At 59.2% G+C, this 20,274-nt stretch carries 20 protein-coding genes; 13 read left to right on the forward strand and 7 right to left on the reverse strand.

Features of this window, described 5'->3' with window-relative positions:
• The first annotated feature begins 12 nt into the window (after nt 1-12).
• A complete protein-coding gene (locus ABWU19_RS02035; protein WP_435900103.1) occupies nt 13-633 on the forward strand; it encodes a YceH family protein in 621 nt (206 codons plus the stop codon).
• Here the strand turns inward: ABWU19_RS02035 and mobA are convergent.
• The gene (mobA, locus tag ABWU19_RS02040) at nt 630-1,187 is read right to left on the reverse strand and encodes a molybdenum cofactor guanylyltransferase (RefSeq protein WP_435900104.1); all 558 of its coding nucleotides are present in this window, start codon (nt 1,185-1,187) and stop codon (nt 630-632) included. The genes ABWU19_RS02035 and mobA overlap by 4 nt on opposite strands.
• 142 nt (nt 1,188-1,329) lie before the next feature.
• Between mobA and pstS the strand changes: the two genes are divergently transcribed.
• The 4 genes from pstS to pstB all read left to right on the forward strand — a co-directional run bounded on the left by pstS (nt 1,330) and on the right by pstB (nt 5,132).
• The gene (gene pstS, locus ABWU19_RS02045; RefSeq protein WP_435900105.1) at nt 1,330-2,409 is read left to right on the forward strand and encodes a phosphate ABC transporter substrate-binding protein PstS; all 1,080 of its coding nucleotides are present in this window, start codon (nt 1,330-1,332) and stop codon (nt 2,407-2,409) included.
• A 62-nt stretch (nt 2,410-2,471) separates the two neighbouring features.
• On the forward strand, nt 2,472-3,458 hold the full coding sequence (gene pstC / locus ABWU19_RS02050; protein WP_435900106.1) for a phosphate ABC transporter permease subunit PstC: 987 nt from the start codon (nt 2,472-2,474) through the stop codon (nt 3,456-3,458).
• Nucleotides 3,459-3,468: 10 nt separating this feature from the next.
• A complete protein-coding gene (gene pstA / locus ABWU19_RS02055; RefSeq protein ID WP_435900107.1) occupies nt 3,469-4,299 on the forward strand; it encodes a phosphate ABC transporter permease PstA in 831 nt (276 codons plus the stop codon).
• A 56-nt stretch (nt 4,300-4,355) separates the two neighbouring features.
• Nucleotides 4,356-5,132 (forward strand): phosphate ABC transporter ATP-binding protein PstB, encoded by a 777-nt coding sequence (pstB, locus tag ABWU19_RS02060; RefSeq protein WP_435900136.1) that lies wholly within the window; start codon nt 4,356-4,358, stop codon nt 5,130-5,132.
• A 56-nt stretch (nt 5,133-5,188) separates the two neighbouring features.
• Here pstB and pth read toward each other — a convergent pair whose 3' ends face one another.
• Nucleotides 5,189-5,797, reverse strand: coding sequence for an aminoacyl-tRNA hydrolase (gene pth / locus ABWU19_RS02065; protein ID WP_435900108.1), 609 nt, complete (start codon nt 5,795-5,797; stop codon nt 5,189-5,191).
• A 65-nt stretch (nt 5,798-5,862) separates the two neighbouring features.
• Entirely contained in the window at nt 5,863-6,483 is a 621-nt protein-coding gene (locus ABWU19_RS02070) for a 50S ribosomal protein L25 (protein WP_435900109.1), read from the reverse strand.
• Between the two features lie 763 nt (nt 6,484-7,246).
• On the opposite strand from ABWU19_RS02070, the gene ABWU19_RS02075 reads away from it, so the two are divergent.
• Nucleotides 7,247-7,978, forward strand: coding sequence for a single-stranded DNA-binding protein (locus ABWU19_RS02075; protein ID WP_435900110.1), 732 nt, complete (start codon nt 7,247-7,249; stop codon nt 7,976-7,978).
• A gap of 241 nt (nt 7,979-8,219) precedes the next feature.
• On the opposite strand, the gene aceB is transcribed toward ABWU19_RS02075, so the two are convergent.
• Nucleotides 8,220-9,794: a malate synthase A gene (gene aceB, locus ABWU19_RS02080; protein WP_435900111.1), complete on the reverse strand. Its 1,575-nt coding sequence runs from the start codon at nt 9,792-9,794 to the stop codon at nt 8,220-8,222.
• A 144-nt stretch (nt 9,795-9,938) separates the two neighbouring features.
• On the opposite strand from aceB, the gene ABWU19_RS02085 reads away from it, so the two are divergent.
• The gene (locus tag ABWU19_RS02085; RefSeq protein ID WP_435900112.1) at nt 9,939-10,736 is read left to right on the forward strand and encodes an IclR family transcriptional regulator; all 798 of its coding nucleotides are present in this window, start codon (nt 9,939-9,941) and stop codon (nt 10,734-10,736) included.
• Between the two features lie 90 nt (nt 10,737-10,826).
• On the opposite strand, the gene speD is transcribed toward ABWU19_RS02085, so the two are convergent.
• Complete coding sequence (speD, locus tag ABWU19_RS02090; RefSeq protein WP_435900113.1) at nt 10,827-11,267, reverse strand: adenosylmethionine decarboxylase; 441 nt, start codon at nt 11,265-11,267, stop codon at nt 10,827-10,829.
• A 294-nt stretch (nt 11,268-11,561) separates the two neighbouring features.
• On the opposite strand from speD, the gene ABWU19_RS02095 reads away from it, so the two are divergent.
• The 3 genes from ABWU19_RS02095 to ABWU19_RS02105 are packed head-to-tail and all read left to right on the forward strand — an operon-like array spanning nt 11,562 to nt 14,925.
• Complete coding sequence (locus ABWU19_RS02095) at nt 11,562-12,314, forward strand: succinate dehydrogenase (protein WP_435900114.1); 753 nt, start codon at nt 11,562-11,564, stop codon at nt 12,312-12,314.
• Nucleotides 12,315-12,325: 11 nt separating this feature from the next.
• Nucleotides 12,326-14,155: a fumarate reductase/succinate dehydrogenase flavoprotein subunit gene (locus ABWU19_RS02100; protein ID WP_435900115.1), complete on the forward strand. Its 1,830-nt coding sequence runs from the start codon at nt 12,326-12,328 to the stop codon at nt 14,153-14,155.
• A 2-nt stretch (nt 14,156-14,157) separates the two neighbouring features.
• Entirely contained in the window at nt 14,158-14,925 is a 768-nt protein-coding gene (locus tag ABWU19_RS02105; RefSeq protein WP_435900116.1) for a succinate dehydrogenase/fumarate reductase iron-sulfur subunit, read from the forward strand.
• A gap of 90 nt (nt 14,926-15,015) precedes the next feature.
• Here ABWU19_RS02105 and ABWU19_RS02110 read toward each other — a convergent pair whose 3' ends face one another.
• Nucleotides 15,016-15,945, reverse strand: a complete 930-nt coding sequence (locus ABWU19_RS02110) for a sodium:calcium antiporter (protein WP_435900117.1) — start codon at nt 15,943-15,945, stop codon at nt 15,016-15,018.
• A gap of 111 nt (nt 15,946-16,056) precedes the next feature.
• Nucleotides 16,057-17,145: a tRNA 2-thiouridine(34) synthase MnmA gene (gene mnmA, locus ABWU19_RS02115; protein WP_435900118.1), complete on the reverse strand. Its 1,089-nt coding sequence runs from the start codon at nt 17,143-17,145 to the stop codon at nt 16,057-16,059.
• 277 nt (nt 17,146-17,422) lie between these two features.
• Between mnmA and pyrR the strand changes: the two genes are divergently transcribed.
• Genes pyrR through ABWU19_RS02130 form a run of 3 tightly spaced genes read left to right on the forward strand, consistent with a single transcriptional unit; the run spans nt 17,423 to nt 20,243 of the window.
• Complete coding sequence (pyrR, locus tag ABWU19_RS02120) at nt 17,423-17,968, forward strand: bifunctional pyr operon transcriptional regulator/uracil phosphoribosyltransferase PyrR (RefSeq protein WP_435900119.1); 546 nt, start codon at nt 17,423-17,425, stop codon at nt 17,966-17,968.
• Nucleotides 17,965-18,900, forward strand: a complete 936-nt coding sequence (locus tag ABWU19_RS02125; protein WP_435900120.1) for an aspartate carbamoyltransferase catalytic subunit — start codon at nt 17,965-17,967, stop codon at nt 18,898-18,900. Before pyrR ends, ABWU19_RS02125 begins: the two co-directional genes overlap by 4 nt.
• A 23-nt stretch (nt 18,901-18,923) precedes the next feature.
• On the forward strand, nt 18,924-20,243 hold the full coding sequence (locus ABWU19_RS02130; protein ID WP_435900121.1) for a dihydroorotase: 1,320 nt from the start codon (nt 18,924-18,926) through the stop codon (nt 20,241-20,243).
• Nucleotides 20,244-20,274 lie beyond the last annotated feature (31 nt).

Below are 20,274 nucleotides of genomic sequence, written 5' to 3' on the forward strand. Positions count from 1 at the left end.
AAATCTGTATTCGTGAACCTTTTGAACGAAGCCGAAGTGCGGGTACTGGGCACCCTGATCGAGAAGCAGTACGCCACCCCCGACCACTACCCCATGACCGAGAATGCCATCCGGCTGGGGGCCAACCAAAAAAACAACCGTAACCCTGTCACCCACTTGAGTGAAGCAGAGGTGCGCGAAGCCCTCGACTCGCTACAGCACAAGCGGCTGTGCGGCATGTTCCGCGAGCATGGCGCACGAGCACCCAAATACCGGCAGTTTTTGGATAGGGAGTTTAAGCTCGAGCCCCCCGCCACCATCCTGATGGCCCTGCTGATGCTGCGTGGTCCCCAGACCTTAGGCGAGCTGCGGGCCAGGGCCGAGAGCATGAACCACAGGTTTTCTTCGTTACAAGAGGTTGAAGCGGTGGTACAGTCCTTGGTAAGCCTGGCGCCCCACCCACTCGTAATCCAGCTCGAGCGCCAGCCGGGCGAGCGGGAAGTTCGCTACGCCCACCTTCTTGCCGGAGCAGCGGCCCCCATCATTCGGGTGGAAACCAGAAGCGAGCTCGAGCGTCGCCTCGAGGCTCTGGAGGTCGAAGTGCGCGACCTGCGCATCCAGCTGGAAGAGCTCAAAAAAGCCCTGGGCGGCTAAAAATCCGGCAGGTCTTGGGGGCGGTTGGCATTCAAGAACAAATGGGGGCCAAAACGGGCCTCGAGCGCCTTCTTATCCAGCACCACCAGGGGGATGCTGCGCAAAAGGGCCTGCATTTTGAGCTCCCCCACCTCGAGCCGGCGCAAAACCTCGGGCTCGAGCGACTTGTGATAGAAAGCCCCCAGCGGCTCGAAAAAACTGCCTGAAGCTGCCACCACCGCCTGGCTGTCGGGCCTGGCCTGGCTCAGCATGAACTGCCAGAAGTCCTGTGTTAGAAAAGGTTGGTCGCAGGCCGCAATCGCTACCCAGTCGTACCTGGCGTGGGCCAAAGCCGCGTGCAGACCCGACAGGGTATCCCCCCCCTGCCTGAGGTCTGGATACACCGTCCCCAAGCCAGGGTAAACCCGATTAGCAACCACAAAGGACTCCGAGGCCCCTGCCATAGATTGCAAAACCCAGGCAATAAGGGGTTTTCCCCGGTACACATACATGGCTTTGTCCTGCCCAAACCGGCTGGACGCCCCCCCTGCTAAAATGGCCCCACTCCACCGCATTTGCAGTTAGCATAACCGATGGTTGAATTTTCCGTTGGTCATGAGTTTTTTGTGGTATTCCTGACAGTATCCTGACATGGGGCTGACAAGCTATAGGCGTTCGTGGTGCTGAAGCGCATCACAAATCGAACAGGAGGCGTTAATGAAAAAACTGCTAATAGCCACCACTGCACTCTTGGGTCTGGCCAGCTCCGGTCTGGCCCAGGTGAGCTTGACCGGGGCTGGGGCAACCTTTCCCTTCCCGGTTCTCGCCAAATACTTTGACGAATACCTAAAAGTAACCAACGGCCAGGTGCGTGTTAACTACCAGTCCATCGGCTCGGGTGGGGGGCAGCGTCAGTTTATCGAACAAACCGTGCACTTCGGGGTTTCCGATAACCCCTTCAACGACCAGCAGATGGCCGACATTCGCAAGAACACCGGTTCACCTGCACTCAACATCCCGTTCGTGCTGGGGGCCGTGGTACCCACCTACAACCTTCCGGGTGTAACGCAGCGTCTCGTCTTTAATGGGGAGCTATTGGCCGACATCTTCCTGGGCAATATCAAGACCTGGAATGACCCCGCCATTGCTAAGCTGAACGAAGGTGTGCGGCTTCCCCCTCTGCCAATCACCGTAGTACACCGCTCCGACGGCTCGGGCACAACCTTTGTATTCACCGATTACCTAACCAAGGTTTCACCGGAGTGGGCTCAAAAGGTGGGTCGCGGCAACAGCGTCAACTGGCTTGCACCCAATAAGGTTGGTGGGCGCGGCAACGAAGGGGTGGCTGGCGTGGTGCGGCAAACCCCCGGTGCCATCGGCTACAACGAAGTGACCTATGCTGTGCAGAACCGCATTCAGTACGGTGCCGTGATTAACCGGGCTGGCCGGGCAATTGTGGCCGATCTGCCATCCATTACCGCTGCCGCAAACGTGGTGCTGCCTGGGGATGCCCGTATCTCACTAACTGATACACAAGCCCCTGACGGGTACCCAATTGCGAGCTTTGCCTACATGCTTGCCTACGAAAAGCTGGACAAGAACAAGGCCTTCAAAAGCGAAGCGGAGGCCCGCGCCTTTGTGCAGATGCTAAAGTGGGTTGTCACAGAGGGTCAAAAGTTCAACGAGCCCCTAACCTACGCCCGCATCACCGATGTGGCCCAAAGCCGTGCGCTTGCGCTGATCTCGCGCATCACCTACCAGGACAAACCCATCGGCAAGGAGATTGTAGGCCGCTAAATACATGCTGAAGGTGGGGGTCTCATGGGCTCCCACCTTTTTTGTAAACTAAAGGCGTGCACATGCAAGAAGTTCCTATACAATCTCCCCTTATCGAACGAAAGCCCTCGGCGATTTACCGAGTCCTGGGCGATCGTATTTTCCTGGTTTTGGTTCTGGCGCTGGCTTTGAGCATCGTTTTGCTCACCCTGGGTCTGGGTTACTACCTCTATCTGGGTGGGTCGCTGGCTATAAACAAAGAAGGGTTTTTTGGTTTCTTAACCGGAACCACCTGGGATCCGGCTTTGAAGCTCGAGTTTGGCATCTGGCCGTACGTTGTAGGAACGCTGGTAACCAGCCTTGCAGCCCTGGTTTTGTCTGTTCCGGTGGCCCTTGCAGCAGCCATTTTTACCGCCGAGTACGCTCCCCGCTGGCTGGCGGGCTTCATCAACTACCTGGTAGACCTGATGGCTGCTGTGCCAAGCGTGGTCTATGGCATCTGGGGTATCTTTGTTCTGGCCCCGTTTTTGCGAGAAATCTTTTATATGCCTGTTTTTTTGTGGGCTGCAGAAAACGCCCCCTGGTTGTCTCGCTATCTTGGTAACCCCTCTGGCTATGGCATGTTTACTGCCATCGTAATTTTGTCGAGCATGGTCATTCCCTTCACGGCCGCCCTCTCGCGCGATGCCATCAATCTGGTTCCTGCTACCCAGCGCGAGGGTGCCTATGCCCTGGGAGCCACCCGCTGGGAGGTCATGCAAATGGTAATCCTGCCTTACGCCCGGGGTGGCATTTTCGCTGGGGCCATGCTGGCGCTGGGCCGTGCCCTGGGTGAAACGATGGCGGTAGCGATGGTGATTGGCAACGGCAACATTCTGCCCTACACCCTCTTTGGCCCCGCTTCCACCATGCCAGCCGTAATTGCCCTCGAGCTGAAAGAAGCCGTGGAAGACCTGCACTACTCGGCCATTATTGGGGTGGGTTTTTACCTTTTTCTAGTCGCTTTTATCGTCAACGCAACTGCAAGCTACCTGCTCAACAAACTAAAAGTGGGGGAACAACGGGTTTAGAGGAAATCTTATGCGCAATCTTCAAGCACGCTATACCCGCGACCGCCTGATCCTCATCGTGGTCATCATCGGCACCATCCTAGCAGCCCTGCCGCTCACGTTGGTGCTGGGCCACGCACTGGTCAATGGCTTTTCTTCGCTCAACTGGGACTTTTTTACTAAAGGCCCTAAACCTCCAGGCGAACTCGGGGGTGGTATGGCCCCTGCCATCGTTGGTACGCTGCTTATCACCGGCGTGGGCTTGCTGATGGCAACCCCCTTCGGGGTTGGGGCTGGCATCTTGTTGGCCGAGTACCCCGACAACAAACTCAATCCCACCCTGCGCCTGCTCTCCGATACCTTGAATGGAATGCCAGCCATCCTGAAGGGGTTGCTGGCTTATGTGCTGGTAGTCAAGACCCAGGGCTCTTTTTCGGGCTTCTCCGGATCGCTGGCCATGGCTTTTATCATGATTCCCATCATCGCCAAAACCACCGAGAGCGTGCTCAAGCTGGTTCCCTGGAATATCCGCGAGGCGGGGCTAGCCCTGGGTTTACCCCGCTGGCGGGTAATTTTGTCCCTGGTCTTGCCCGCCGCCAGAGGTGGCGTTGTAACCGGGCTGTTGCTGGCAACTGCCCGGGCCGCAGGTGAAGCAGCCCCCCTCATCTTTACTGCCTTTGGCAATAGCCTTCTTACCTTCGACCTTTCAAAGCCTATGGACGCTCTTCCGCTGCGTTTGTACGCCTATGCCATCAGCCCCTACGAGGATTGGCACCGCCAGGCCTGGGCGGCTGCCGTGGTGCTGCTTGGGCTGGTTGTGCTAACCAGCCTGTTGGCCCGCTGGGCAACCCGCGGGCGTTAAGGGAGTAAAACATGCGTGAATTTAGTTCCTTGATCGAATCCGACCAAAATGGAGCCATGACCCTCGACCCCACCCTTAAGCCCCGCATCGAGGCCCGGCACGTAACCGTAATGTACGGTCAAAAATCAGGCGTTAAAGACGTAAGCATGCCCATCTACGCCAACAAGGTGACAGCCCTGATTGGCCCTTCGGGCTGCGGGAAAACCACTTTTCTTCGTGCCCTGAACCGGATGCACGACCTGACGCCCACCGCCCGCGTAACCGGCGAGGTTCTGCTGGATGGTGTCAATGTCTATGCCCCTGGTGTAGACCCGGTAGAGGTGCGACGCAAAATAGGAATGGTGTTCCAGAAGCCCAACCCCTTCCCTACCCTGTCCATCTATGGCAACGTGGTTGCAGGCTTGCGGTTGGTGGGCATACGCAAAAAATCTCTTCTGGACGAGGCTGTGGAGCGTGCGCTCAACCAAGCAGTTTTATGGGACGAGGTCAAAGACCGGCTTCATGCACCCAGCATGAGTCTCTCGGGGGGACAGCAGCAGCGTTTGTGCATTGCCAGGGCCCTGGCTGTGGAACCCGAGGTCTTGTTAATGGACGAGCCTACCAGTGCCCTCGACCCCATCTCGACCCAGTCCATCGAAGACCTGCTAACTGAGCTCAAAAATCACGTTACCATTACCATCGTGACCCACAACATGCAGCAAGCAGGCCGGGTTTCAGACTTCACCGGCTACTTCCTGAACGGCGATCTGGTGGAGTTTGGCCCCACCAGTTTGTTGTTCACCACCCCCAAAGACAAGCGCACCGAGGCCTACATTACCGGTCGCTTCGGATAAGCGCTCCCACAAACGGCTGGGCGGGGTCGAGAAGCCCCGCTGCTGGTTAAAGGTGGTCAGGTGGTCTGTTTGGGCTCGGTGGGTTTTGCTGGAGCAGCCAGGTTGAGGCCGTTGTATTTCTTTTGGCAAGCCTCAATACCTTCGGTCGCCCAGGTTTGCACCGCTTCGGCGGCAGTCTGAACCACCTTTTCCATCACCGCCGCTAGCTCGGGGTGAAAACTGGACAGCACCCAGCCCGCCCCCTGCTCTGGCCTGGGGGGCTTGCCAATTCCAATGCGAAGACGGTGGAAATCCCGGGTACCCAAATGGCTTGTAATGGATTCCAAGCCGTAATTGCCCGCGTTGCTTCCCCCTTTTTTAAAGCGCAGGCGCCCCGGCGGCAAATCTAGCTCGTCGTGAACTACCAGAATGCGCTCGGGTGGAATCTTGTAAAACCGGGCCAGCGGCCCTACAGCCTCTCCGGTAGCGTTGTAGAAGGTGGTGGGCTTGACCAGCAAGCCCGAAACCCACTCACCCGAGCCCTTCTGAAACCGTATTTCAGCAATAAGGGCACTGCCATTGGGGCGAAAATCCGAGCTGAGCCGATCCAGCACCCAAAACCCCACGTTGTGCTTGGTTCGGGCGTACTGGGCTCCAGGATTCCCTTGTCCGACAATCAAGAGCATACAAATAAAAAGGGCCGAAAGCCTTAGAAAACGGCAGCCTTCGGCCCCAAGCCTGGGTAGTGGGCTTACTTCTCCTCTTCGGTCTTGCCCTTCTTGATAACTTCTACTTCGGCAGGTGTGGCTGCCGCCTCGGCAGTGAGCTTATCAGCATCCTCGGGTGGCACGATGGCCACAACGGTATCACGGGGGTTCATGGCAAGCTTGACGCCTGGGGGAAGGCTCAGTTCATCGGCGTGAATGCTATCGCCAATCCGCAGGCTGCTAACGTTTAGCTCGATGTAGGGTGGAATGGCCTTGGGCGAAACCTTGACCTGGATGTCGTTGTTGACCAGCTGGAGCACACCCCCCTCACGCACGCCTTGAGCCGTGCCCACAATCTTGACCGGAATCCACATCAGCACAGGCTCATCTGAGAGGGCGTAGAAGTCTACGTGTTCGGGGCGACGGCGGCGTTTGTCAAGGTTAATCTGACGCACCAGGGTGTCTACGGTTTTCCCGTTGTCGAGCTCGAGGGTAATCACATGGTGAATCCCCGCCGCCATGAAGACCTTGTTGAACTCTTTGAGATCCACCACGACCTTGTAGTTTTCACTACGGTTGTAGACCACCCCGGGCAGTTTGCCGGCATCGCGCAGGGCCGCAGGTTTTTCGTTCCCACGGGTTTGGGCTTTTATGCGGTATTCCATTCCCTTCCTCCAAAACTTTTCCGTTGCCAGGCTATTACCAGCACTGGATTTTTTATTTGCTCACACCACCCCAATAGGAGGGGTTCAAAACACAAGCCTTCAAAGTCTACCATAACCACCAGTCACTCGAAAAGCCTTCGACAAGACAAGCGACGAAGCGCATTGGAGAATATCCACACTAAAGGAGGCTCCTGCTTACGGGCAAATTCGGTTCAGCCCTCTTGGGTACTTCCGCACTCCCCCTACTTTCTGTTTTATTCATAATCTCTAGATCGTTGCCGCAATGCGGTTTTGACTTGCGAACCCGACACTCGGACAAATGCACGTTCTAGACGTACTTTTTGTGCTTGTTTGTAGGCACTAGACAAAACCGAGATTATGTTGTACCCTTACAGCATCCGATTTGGCACAAAACCAAACGGGGGAAAGGACCAAAACGCACAAGAACTGAAGACCAGACCGTAACGCACTACTCACGAGCCGCCCGAAACCTCAAAACTCTAGCAAGCGCGCCGGTATGGCGCAGACCGAAACGGAAGTGACAGATGAATAAGCTCGAGACCCCCCCACACCCCCGCCCCAACTTTCCTGGCCTTGCCTCACTGTTGGTTTGAACAGGCCGTTGATCCTGCTTTTACAGGTCGATTGGTTTGCGAAAGCATCACCTATTTGAGTGCCTGCCAGGCGAGCCCAGGCCACCCATCAGCTCAAAGACCCTTCACCCCTCAAGTAAACCTGACCGTAACGTACTAGGAGAACAAACATGTCCACCAACCTCGTCCTTATTAGTGGCGTCCTCAGCAAGCACGAACTTCGCTACACCCCCAAAGGCACCCCGGTGTTCGAGGTTGCCCTTATTGGCAAGCGGGCCATCGGCGATAACCACCTTTTCACCCGGGCCGACCTGACCTTCTATGGCAAGGTAGCCGAACGCTGGGCCGATCAGCTGGCAGAAGGGCAGGCCTACCAGGCCATGGGCCGTCTGGTCTACGAGTCCTGGACAGCCGATGGGCTAAAGGGTTCTCGCCTACGCATCGTGGGCGAGGATTTGTTCAGGCTGGAAAACGCCGACGTGCGCCAGGAGGAAAAAGGCCCGGTGCTCTACGGGGCCGAAAACCGGGTGATCCTGACGGGTGGCCTGACCGCCGACCCCGAAATCCGCCTGACCTCGCTCAAAACCCCGGTCGCCAGGGCCAGCCTGGGCTTCTCGAGCTGGGATGCCTCGGCTGGGCAGGCTCGAAGCCACTATATCGAGCTAGAAGCCTGGCGTGACCTGGCGGTGCAGTTTGCCGAGCTTAAGAAGGGCACACCGGTACTCCTGGAAGGCTCCCTCAAAACCGAAATCTGGGAGGACAAGGAAACCAAAACCAAGCGCTACAAGCGTGTGCTCGAGGTCCAGCGGGTAACCCCCCTGGCCCGCATTCACAGCACCGAGCGCAAGCCAGTAAAAACCCCTGCGACCAGGAAGCCCAAAAGCAAGAGCAAAGCCGCGTAGGCTGCACGGCCACCAAGCAGCATTGAGGCGCACGAGCTGTGCGCCTCAGTCTTGTTCACTTATCGCACTCTTCACAGGCGTGGCCTCCCATCCGGGAGGCCACTGTGCCGTGCAGGACGCAGTAATAATGTTGGCGAGATGCTCAAGGACTATGAAGAGCGCTTTATCGCGGTCTTCGCCATTTTTGCTGCTGCACGCAAACGAGAAGTGGACGATCCCGGTGGGATTCGTATGAGCAGGTTCAGCCCAGTCGCTCGTAAGCAGGCAGGGTCAGGAACTCCTTGAACTCAGGTTGCAGTACCAGTTCGTCCAGAAGCTGTGCGGCCTCTTCCAGGTTTTTCATGCCGGCAAGCTTGGCCATCTCTTCTTGTTTGAGCTGGGTGTACAACTCCTGGGTAAAAATGCGCCCATCGTCCAATCGGGCTCCCTTGCGCAGCCACTGCCACAGTTGCGAACGGGAGATTTCCGCAGTAGCGGCGTCTTCCATAAGGTTGAAGATAGCCACCGCGCCACTCCCGCCCAGCCAGGCTGCCAGGTATTGCAGCCCTACACTAATGTTGTTGCGAATTCCGGCCTCGGTAATCTTGCCGCCCGGGACATTAAAGTCGACCAGGTGTTCGGCTTTTATCTTGCCATCGACATCTTCCCGCAAGCGGTCTTTTTGGTTGGGTTTGTCGCCCAGCACCTTGTCGAAGACCGCCATCGCCACCGGCACCAGGTCGGGGTGGGCCACCCAGGTACCGTCGAAGCCATCACCCGATTCACGCTCTTTGTCCTTGGTGACCTGCTCGATGGCCTTGGCGTTGACCTCGGGGTCCTTGCGACTGGGAATGAAGGCCGACATCCCCCCTATGGCATGGGCTCCACGCTTGTGGCAGGTGCGTACCAGTAACTCGGTGTAGGCCCGCATAAAGGGCACCGTCATGGTGACCTGGGCCCGGTCGGGGAACAGCACCTCGTGGGTGGCGAACTTCTTGATGCAGCTAAAGATGTAGTCCCAGCGCCCTGCGTTAAGGCCGGCGGCATGCTCCCGCAGCTCATAGAGGATTTCCTCCATCTCGAAGGCGGCCAGGATGGTCTCGATGAGCACCGTGGCCCGAATGGTGCCCTGGGGTATGCCCAGGTAGCTCTGAGCAAACTTGAAGACGTCGTTCCAGAGGCGGGCCTCGAGGTGGCTCTCAAGCTTGGGCAGGTAAAAGTAGGGGCCGCTACCGCGCTTCAAGAGTTCGTGGGCGTTGTGAAAAAAGTACAGCCCAAAATCGAAGAGGCTGGCGGACATGGGTTCGCCATCCACCAGCATGTGGCGCTCCAAAAGGTGCCAACCTCGAGGGCGCACCACCAGGGTGGCGATTTTCTCTCCCAGCCTGTACTCCTTCTCGGGGGTACTGAGGCTAATGGTACGGCGCACTGCGTCCATCAGGTTTTGCTGCCCCTGCACCACGTTCTCCCAGGTAGGCGAAAGGGAGTCTTCACAGTCGGCCATGAAGACCCTGGCCCCAGAGTTGAGGGCGTTGATCATCATTTTGCGCTCGGTAGGGCCGGTAATCTCGACCCGACGGTCGTTGAGGTCAGGCGGAGCCGGGGCCACCTTCCAGTCGCCTTCGCGCATAAACCGTGTGTGCTCCAAAAAGTTGGGCTTTTCGCCAGCCTGGATGTGCTGGGCCACTTCCGCCCGACGCTGCAACAAACCCTTGCGCACGGCGTTAAACTCGCGCTGCAAACCAGCCAGAAAAGCCAGGGCCTCAGGGGTGAGCACCGTATCGGAAGCGGGTAGTTTGGGGCCAATTATCTGCACGCCTTTGGGCATCTCGCTCATAGCAGTCTCCTGTGGGATGGCTGGGGCACAGGCCGCTGGCCCCACAACCAGGACAAAGCCTAGCCCCTGCAAAATAGATTTGTCAATCTATGAGATCGTTTTCCATTTGTTGAAAAAATACTCGAGGCCCCCTATGCTAAAGCCATGGATACCAAACGTCGCCCAGGGCGCAGCCGTTCTGCCGAGGTGGGTGAGGTGCGGACGCTCGAGCGCGGCCTGCACCTGCTGGAGGTGCTATCTGAAGCCGAAACCCTCTCTCTCTCGGAACTGGCCCGCAAAACCGACCTCTCGCCCAGTACCGCCTACCGACTCCTGGAAACCCTTCGCCGACGGGGTTTTACCGACTGGGACGAAACCAAAGGCCTCTGGAAGGTGGGGCTCAGGGCCTATCAGGTGGGTTCGGCCTTCCTTACGCGGGGAGGGCTGATCGAGGCAGCTACCCCGGAGATGGAAAAGCTGGTAGACGAGCTCAACGAAACCGTTAACCTGGCCGTGCTGGACGGCAACGAGGTAATCTACATCGCCCAGGTGGAGGGGCGGCAGCTCATCCGCATGTTTACCCGCATCGGGGCCCGGGCGCCCATCTACTGCACCGGAGTTGGCAAAGCCCTGTTGCTGGAGCACAGTGAGTCGGAGGTGCGCCGAATTGTAGGTACAGGGCCTTTCAAACCCTACACCGCCAAGACCATCACCACCCTGGATGGTTTCTTGCAAACCCTGCAAGAAGCCCGCCAGCGTCGCTACGTGCTGGATGACGAAGAGCGGGAGGACGGGGTGCGTTGCATCGCGGCCCCCATCCACGACAACCGGGGCAAGGTAGTGGCCTCCATGTCGCTTTCGGCCCCTGCGACACGGGTTCCCGACGAACGGCTGCCCGAGCTTGGCGCACGGGTTCGTCAGGCTGCCGATGCGGTCTCGGCACGGCTGGGTTGGCCGGGGTAGCGTCCCACCCAGCAAAATAACTGTTCCCATGTGTCCAAAAAAAGCCGGGAATCCTCCCGGCCTTAGCTTACCCATACTGGGAGTCTACAGCTATCCAATACGGGCTTCGAGGTACTCCCGCTCCCCTGCTGCAATTCGCCGGGCAAGCTCAATGTCCTTGGGGTACTCCTTGCCCCGGTTGATGAGGTAGGTCTCGTAGCGGCCAATCTCGAAATGCTCCACCACGCGCTTGAGGGCCTTCCCAAGGTCAAATTCCTTACAGGAGAAGATGTCTACGCTTATAAAGCGCTCGCTGGGGAAGGTGTGTATGGCGATGTGGCTTTCAGCAATAATCACCACGCCTGTAATACCTTCCGCATGGCCTGGCAAGGCCGGGTAACGCTGCACCACCGGCGGCAGCACCTTGGTCATCTCCATCTCTTCAGGAAGCTGATCCAGTACCTGCCGAATAAGCTCAAAGTCGGCGAGTTTCTCAGCGTTTGCGTGGTAGCCGTCAATCATTAGGTGCGGGCCAAAACCGAACAGTTCCAACCTCGTATCCTCCAGAAGCTTGCGGCTTTCAAGCAGCAGGCCCTGCCTTTTGCCTTGTCCGCAGCTCTTTGTTAGACGGCCACCCAAGGGTCGTCTTAACAGCCAACAATTATGGGGTCGAAGGCCCAGCGTGTCAATCGTCGGGCCGCAAACCTCGCCTCCAACAGGCTGCCGGGCAGGTTGGCCTTGTATAGATTGGAATAAATGTTATTAATTACACCAGTGCTGTTTTAGGGTCAATGTGGCCTGTCGAGGTTTCCACACTTGCACACAAACAAGTATAGTTTAGGGGAAATGAGCACGAAACCTGTTTCAGGTACAGAATCTCGGCAAAACGATCGGCAGGACGCCTGGTGGATCGAGCCCCTTTTCACGGTGCTGAGCCTGGGCTTGTTTGGGGTGTACGCTTTTTGGGTGGCTTTGAACCGTCAACACTATGAGTTCGGGCCCTACCTATCGCCGTTCTACTCCATACCCATTCCCGGAGTTCACGCCAAAGACCTGGACTGGATGGCCATCTCGCCGGCCTTCCTGGTACTGTGGATTCCCCTGGGCTTCCGCGCCACTTGCTACTACTACCGCAAAGCCTACTACCGGGCCTTCTTCTGGGATCCTCCAGCTTGCGCCGTACCCGAGCTGCGCAAAGCATACAAAGGCGAACGGGCTTTCCCCTTTGTGCTCAACAACCTGCACCGCTACTTCTGGTATCTCTCGGTGCCGGTGGTGGCCTTCTTGTGGTACGACGCCATCCGGGCCTTTTTCTTTGAGGATGGCTTTGGGGTAGGTGTTGGCAGTCTAGTCATGCTGGGCAACGTGATTTTGCTGTCTTACTACACCTTCTCCTGCCATGCCTGGCGGCACCTGGCTGGCGGCTGCCTCAACTGCATGTCCAAGCACAAAACACGTTACACGCTGTGGCAGCGCATCACCCGCATCAACGAGAGCCACGGCTTCTGGGGTGTAACCAGCATGCTCTCGGTGTGGTTTACCGATGTCTACATCCGCCTGTGCTCGATGGGCACCATCACCGACATTCGCCTGTTCTAGAGGAGCCGATTATGGAATCCTACACAATACATGACTACGACGTACTTGTAATTGGCGCCGGGGGCGCCGGTCTACGGGCTGCCATCGCGGCTATCGAGCAAGGAGCCAGGGTGGGGGTGGTCACCAAGAGCCTGCTGGGCAAAGCCCACACCGTAATGGCCGAAGGCGGTATGGCCGCTGCAATGGGCAATGTGCGTTCCGAGGACAACTGGAAGGTACACTTCCGCGACACCCTCAAGGGCGGCGGGATGCTCAACAACTGGAAGATGGTGGAGAACTACACCAAGGAAGCCCCCGACCGGGTGCGCGAGCTCGAGCAGTGGGGCGCCGTCTTCGACCGTACCCCCGATGGCAGAATCAATCAGCGCAACTTTGGGGGGCACTCCTACCCCCGCCTGGCCCACGTGGGCGACCGCACCGGGCTCGAGCTCATCCGCACCCTGCAGGACCATGCCGTAAAGATGGGCATCCATGCCCACATGGAAACCACCATCTACCGCCTCCTGACCGATGCGGGCCGGGTGGTAGGGGCGCTGGGTTTCAACCGTCAGACGGGCGAATTCCTGGTTTTCCGGGCCAAAGCTGTGGTGCTGGCCACCGGCGGTTTGGGCCGCATCTACCAGATCACCTCGAACTCCTGGGAGTGCACCGGCGATGGCTTCTCGCTGGCCAGCATGGTGGGTGCCGAGCTGATTGACATGGAGTTTATCCAGTTCCATCCCACCGGCATGGTTTGGCCTCCCAGCGTAATGGGCATCCTGGTTACCGAAGGCGTGCGGGGTGAGGGCGGCGTACTTAAGAACAGCGAAGGCAAGCGCTTTATGTTCGACAACGTGCCCGAACGCTATAAGGGCGAGTTCGCCGAGACCGAGGAAGAGGCCGAGCGCTGGCTCCAAGGCGACCGCAGCGCCCGCCGCCCACCGGAACTGCTAACCCGCGATGTGGTCGCGAGGGCCATTCGAAAAGAAGTCAACGAAGGGCGGGGAAGCCCCCACGGCGGTGCCTACCTGGATATCGCCAGCCGCCGCCCTGCCGACTACATCAAGAAGAAGCTTCCCAGCATGTACCACCAGTTCTTGAAGCTGGGCAACCTGGACATCACCAAAGAGCCCATGGAGGTAGGCCCAACCTGCCATTACGTGATGGGCGGGGTACGGGTGGACCCCGATACCCAGGCCACCAATGTGCCAGGGCTGTACGCTGCGGGTGAGGTGGCCGGTGGGCTCCACGGGGCCAACCGCCTTGGCGGCAACTCGCTGTCCGACCTGGTGGTTTTTGGACGTCGAGCCGGCATGGCCGCAGCTGAGTTTGCAGCAAAGCAAACAGCCCCTTATCAGGTCGACGAAGCCCAGGTGCGGGCCTACATTGCCGAAGCCCTGCAACCCTTCAACAACCCCCACGGTGAAAACCCCTTTGCGCTCATGAAGGAGCTTCGCGCCACCATGCAGAAAAACGCGGGCATTATGCGCGAAGAAAGCGAACTAAAAGCGCAGCTCGAGATTCTGGACAATCTCAGAAAGCGGGCCTGGAATACCTCGGTCTCGGGAAGTCGGGCCTATAACCCAGGCTGGCACACAGCCCTGGATATGCGCTTGATGGTGGAGATTTCCGAGGCGGTGGTGCTCGCCGCCCTGGCCCGGAAGGAAAGCCGGGGCGGCCACGCTCGCCTCGATTACCCTGACCCCGACCCCGGTTTTGCCAGAATCAACCACATTATCCGCCGCAGCAGCGATGGAACCCTTACAGTGGTGGCCGAGCCACTGCCCGAGATGCCTGATGAGTTGCGCAAAGTAGCTGAAGCCAAAGACCTCAAAGAACTCAGTGACAAGGTAGGTGCCTGATCATGTCAACCGTCACCTTCAAAGTTTTCCGAGGGGATCGAAACGGCGGGGAATTAAAGGATTACACCGTCGAGGTGGAAGAAGGCATGGTGGTGCTTGACGCAATCCACCAGATTCAGGCCGAACAAGCCCCCGATCTGGCCTGTCGTTGGAACTGCAAAGCTGGCAAGTGCGGCTCGTGTGGGGCTGAGGTCAATGGGAAGCCAACTTTGATGTGCATGACCCGGCTGGATACCATCGACACCAGCAAGCCCGTCACAATACGGCCTATGAAAACCTTCCCGGTGATCCGCGACCTGGCCACCGATGTGAAGTGGAACTACGAGGCCAACAAAAAAATCAAGCCCTTCACCCCAGCCCCTGGCACCGACTGGATTATGTTCCAGGAGGATGTGGATCGGGTGCAGGAGTTCAGAAAGTGCATCGAGTGTTTCTTGTGCCAGAATGTCTGCCACGTGCTGCGTGAGCACGACGAAAAAACCGGCTTTATCGGGCCTCGCTTACTGGTACGCACCGCAAGCCTCGAGATGCACCCCCTCGATGTCGAAAACCGCCTGGATATGCTGCAAAATGAAGGCGGCATCGGCTACTGCAACATCACCAAGTGCTGCACAGAAGTCTGCCCTGAGCACATCCACATTACCGACAACGCCATCATCCCACTTAAGGAACGGGTTGTAGATGAGTACTACGACCCAATTCTGGGCTTCTTCCGGCGTTTGTTCGGTAGCAAGAAGCAGGCTCAGTCTACCGGGGCAGCCGACGACTAGGATAAAACAAACAGAATATAGCCCCCACAAACACTTGCCAGACCTGGCAAGTGTTTTTTATCGTAGCGACGCTGGATAGGCAGCTTTCAATCAAGCCAGACCGCTGACCTCGAGGATAAATAGCGCGTACATTACCAAAAACAGCATCCCCTCCCAGCTCGAGATACGCCGATCCTGCACCAGCAAATAAAACAGGAGCGAAGCACCTATCACAAAGGGCAGGGCAAACCCGGTCAGTTCGGGCGGCGCCTTGACGGTCCTGTAGACGGCTCCCGCACCCACCACCACCAGCGCATTAAACACGCAGGAGCCCAGAATATTCCCCACCGCCAAAGAGGCTTTGCCCTGCCGGGCCGCGGTGATACTCACCACCAGCTCGGGCAGGGTAGTACCCAGGGCCAAAACCGTAACCGCCACAATGGCAGTAGGCACACCCAGCCCACCCGCAAGCCCCTGCAAGCTAGCCACCGTCCATTCGGCGCCAAAATAGATGCCCACCGGGCTAAGGGCCACCAGGAGCAGGTCGCGTGGGGCGATGGGGGGGCGGGTTCCGCCGCTTTGTCCGCTGCTGCCTTCCTGGAGCAAATACGCCACATAGACCCCATAAACGGCCAGCAAAAAAAGCCCCTCCACACGGCCCACCACCCCGTCAAACATCACCACCCCCAGCACAAAGGCCGAGCCCACCAGAAAGTGCAGGTCAATGGCGATATAGGCCTCGCCCAGGTATACCGGACGCAATACCGAGAAAACCGTGCTCACCCCCAGGATCAGGAGCAGGTTGGAAACGTTGGCCCCCAGCACGTTGCCGCTGACAATCTGGGAAACCCCCTGGCTCACCGAAAAGAGCCCGGTGATGAGCTCCGGCAACGAGGTGCCCACCCCCACGATGATCACGCCCACCATAAAGCTGGACAAACCCAAAGCCAGCCCAATGCGCTCGGCAGCCCCGGTAAACAAGCGCGCCGACACCAGCAGCACGGCCAGGCTGCCCACAAAAGCCAGAAACAATAGCAGCATGGCAGCACCATACCCAAAAACCTCGAGCAGGCGCAATCTCACCTGGCCCGTAAAAAAAGTTGCATGCGGCAGGCCGATACCGTACGCATTAGGCAGTTTCTGGTTCGAGTTTCAGCGGCCTAAAGCGGCCAGGGTTTCCCATTGGTTATGCAGGGGCCGGGCAATAAACCCACCCCCTAAGAGCCTGTCCCCCTGGTACAGCACCACCGACTGGCCGGAGGTAACGGCGAACTGGGGTTCTCGGAGGCGAATGGTCATCCGGCCAGGGCCTATCTCTTCCACTAAAGCCGGCACGGGCCGGGTGCGGTAGCGCACCTGCACCTCGAGCTCTGTGGGTAAGTCCTGGGGTTCGACCAGCAGGTTGACCTCGCGGGCCTCGAGGCCCCCCCACATACAGGCCTCCTTGGGCCCCACCACCACTTCGTTGGTGGCGGTGTTGATCTGCACCACGTAGCGCTCGAGGTGGCTCTTCCACAGCCCCAGACCCTTCTTCTGGCCCACGGTGTAAAACTGCGCCCCGCTGTGCTCGCCGATCTGCTGGCCGGTCTGTAGATCAATGAGCGGCCCCGGGCGGGCCGAGAGGTGCTGGGCCAGAAACTCCTTCAGGTCACCCTGCACAAAGCAGATGTTCTGGCTCTCGGGCTTCTTGGCTGTAGGCAGGCCAAACTGCTCGGCCAGCGCCCGCACCTGGGGCTTCTCCAGGTGCCCTACCGGGAAGAGCATGTGGGGGATGGCCTCTTTGGGCGTACCCCAGAGGAAGTAGGTCTGGTCTTTCTTGGGGTCGCCCCGGTACAGCCCCCCCTCGCGGTTGATGACGTAGTGGCCGGTAGCCACGTAGTCGCAGCCCAGCATCCGGGCCTTTTTTAGAAGCGAGTCAAACTTGACTCGGGTGTTGCAGTTCACACAGGGGTTGGGGGTCTCGCCCGCCTGGTAGCCGGCAATAAAGGGGTCGATGATTTTTTCCTGAAACTCCTCGCGGTAGTCCAGCAGGTAGAAGGGAATGCCGATGATGTCCGCAACCCGCCGGGCCTCATAAGCAGCGTCGGGCGAGCAGCAGGTCTCGAAGCAGTCGTCCTTTTTGTTATCGGGCCAGAAGCGCATCATGGCCCCGATCACTTCGTAGCCCTGGGCTTTGAGCAAAGCCGCACTCACGGAGGAGTCTACCCCCCCGCTCATGGCTGCCAGCACACGCTTACCCATAGCACCCCGGCGAAGCCTAATGGCTCCCAGAGATTAAGTGTACCCGATGCTTTTAGGAGTCAGGGCACACTTCCGTTTAGTCGCAGTTGACCCACCCCACCCCCAGGGCGTAGCATGGCGGGTGGGAGTCATCCCGCACCTTTAACCCGATCCTGCGAGGTCGGAAAGGAGATCAGGTGAAGCAGATCGAAACCCCTAAACCAAAGGCGTGCGCCCGTTCTGGGCGCATTTTTTTGTTGCCCCACAAACGGGGTAGTCTGGGTGAGGAGGAGCAACCATGACCTTCAAATCCAAACTCCTGAATGAAGACGAAGTGCGCCGGGCCCTCACCCGCATCGCCCACGAGGTTATCGAAAAAAACAAGGGCACCGACAACCTCTGCTTTGTGGGGATTCACACCCGTGGCATCAGCCTGGCCAAAAGGCTGGTGGACCTGGTGGAAAAGTTCGAGGGCAAGCGGGTGCCCATGGGCATTCTGGACATCACCCTCTACCGCGACGACCTGACGGAGATTGGCCTGCAGCCCAGGGTGCGCGAGACCCGCATCCCCTTCGACCTGAACGGCAAGGCCGTGGTGCTGGTAGACGACGTGCTCTACACCGGCCGTACCGCGCGGGCCGCGCTGGATGCCCTGATTGACCAGGGCCGCCCCAACCGCATCTACCTGGCGGTGCTGGTAGACCGGGGCCACCGCGAGCTGCCCATCCGGGCCGACTTTGTGGGCAAGAACCTGCCCACCTCCAAAAACGAAGTGGTGAAGGTAAAAACCCAGGAAGACGACGGCGAGGACGCCGTAGAGCTATGGGAAATGGAGGAATCATGAGCGAAAGCGCGGTTCCAGGCTTCCCCAAGCACCTGCTCGACTTTCGCGACTGGAGCCCTGCCCAGGTTGAAAGCCTGCTGGAAACGGCCCAGATGATGCAGGAGGTGCTCGCACGCCCGGTCAAGAAGGTGCCAGCCCTTACCGGCTTTACCGTGGCCACGGTTTTCTTTGAGCCTTCTACCCGCACCCGTATCTCCTTCGAGCTGGCCGCAAGGCGCATGTCGGCCGATGTGGTGAGCTTTGCGGGCGCGGTCAGCTCCACCAGCAAAGGCGAGACCTACCGCGACACCCTGCGCACCCTGGACCAGATGGGCATTGATGCCTACATCCTGCGTACCGATGCGGCCGGGGTGCCCCACCAGGCCCACGGCTGGCTGAAAAAGCCCGTCATCAATGCGGGGGATGGCTGGCGCGCCCACCCCACCCAGGCCCTGCTGGACGCTTTTACCCTGCGCGAGAAGCTGGGCAGCCTCGAGGGCAAAAAAATTGCCATTGTGGGGGACATCCTGCATTCGCGGGTGGCCCGCTCCAACGCCGAACTGTTGCCCATGCTGGGGGCCCGCGTGGTGGCCTGTGGCCCCGCTACCTTGCTCCCGGCCCAGTTGCCCGGTGCCACCCTTACCACCAGCCTCAAGGAGGCCTTGCAGGAAGCCGATGCGGTAATGGTTCTGCGCCTGCAAAAAGAGCGCATGGACAAGGGTCTCTTGCCCTCGCTGCCGGAGTACATCGCGGCCTACCAGATCACCCAAGAGCGCCTGGGCTGGGCCAGACCCGAAGCCCCCCTGCTCCACCCCGGCCCCATGAACCGCGATGTGGAGCTCGAGGGCACCCTGGCCGACTCCCCCCAGAGCCTGGTCGAACGCCAGGTAGCCAACGGACAGGCCGTGCGGATGGCCGTGCTTTATCACGTACTGGTGGGGAAAAGAAACTGATGACGTCCGGAGCAAGGAGCCATATGAAAGGCGAAATTCTACTTAAGAACGCAAAGCTGGTAGATGGGCGAGGAGAACACGGCCAGGCCGATGTGTTGATTGGTGAGGGGCGCATTCTTTCGTTGTCGGGGGGCGAGGCTCACTGGGTGCTGGACGTGGCCGGGATGGTCTTGTCGCCTGGGTTTGTGGATCCCCACGCCCACCTGCGCGAACCAGGACAGGAAGTTAAAGAGGACCTGCAAAGCGGCCTTACAGCGGCAGCTCGAGGTGGCTATACCGATGTGGTCTCGATGCCCAACACCACCCCGGTGGTGGACAGCGCCGAGGTGGTGGCGGCCCTGAAGAAGAAAGCCCAGGCCATCCAGCAGGCCCGGCTGCATCCGGCAGCTGCCCTGACCCAGGGACAGGAAGGCAAAACCCTGAGTGAGGCCAGGCTGCTCCGGGAAGCTGGAGCGGCCATGCTTACCGATGACGGACGCACCAACGAGGATGCTGGGGTGCTGGCTTTAGGCCTGCGCTACGCGGCCTCCTGGGGGATCCCGGTGGCGGTACATGCTGAGGATGCCGGCCTGCGGCGGGGTGGGGTGATGCACGAGGGGGAGGTCTCGTACCGCCTGGGGCTGCCGGGCAACCCCGGGTATGCCGAGAGCGCCCGCATCGCACGGGACCTGGAAGTGCTGCGCTACGTAACCGAAGGGCTGGCCGCCAGAGCCCACCTGCACATTCAGCACCTGAGCACCAAGCGGGGCCTCGAGCTCGTCCGCCAGGCCCGGCGCGATGGGCTTAGGGTCAGCACCGAGGTCACCCCCCACCACCTGACCCTCACCCACGAGCACTTGGAAAGCCTGAGCCCCCTCTACAAAGTGGCCCCACCCCTGCGCACACAGGCCGACCTGGAGGCACTCGCGGAGGGGCTTTTGGATGGCAGCATCGAGTGCATCGGCACCGACCACGCCCCCCACACTGCCGATGAGAAAGAGCTGGACTTGCTGCGGGCGCCTTTTGGTATCCCCAACCTCGAGGTCTGCTGGCCGCTTCTGTATACCGAGCTGGTGGAAAAGCGGGGCTTTCCGCTGGCCGTCCTGGTTGAGCGCTTCACCGACGGCCCCCGGCGCATCCTGGGCCTTTCCCCCATTCACCTGGAAGAAGGGGCCGAGGCCAGCCTGGTGCTGTGGAACCCCTCCCAAGAAGGCCCGGTAGACCCCACCCGCTTTGTCTCCAAGGCCAGGTTCAGCCCCTGGGCGGGCTGGGTACTGCGGGGCTGGCCCGCCCTCACCCTGGTGGAGGGGCGGGTGGTGTTTGGGTCGGCCCACGCACTGGGCGGGGAGCCCAGGCCCATCTAAACACCGCGCTCATGCCAGGCTGGTTTAGACT

It is taken from the genome of Meiothermus cerbereus (assembly GCF_051297115.1).
In the GTDB taxonomy this organism is placed as follows: domain Bacteria; phylum Deinococcota; class Deinococci; order Deinococcales; family Thermaceae; genus Meiothermus; species Meiothermus cerbereus_A.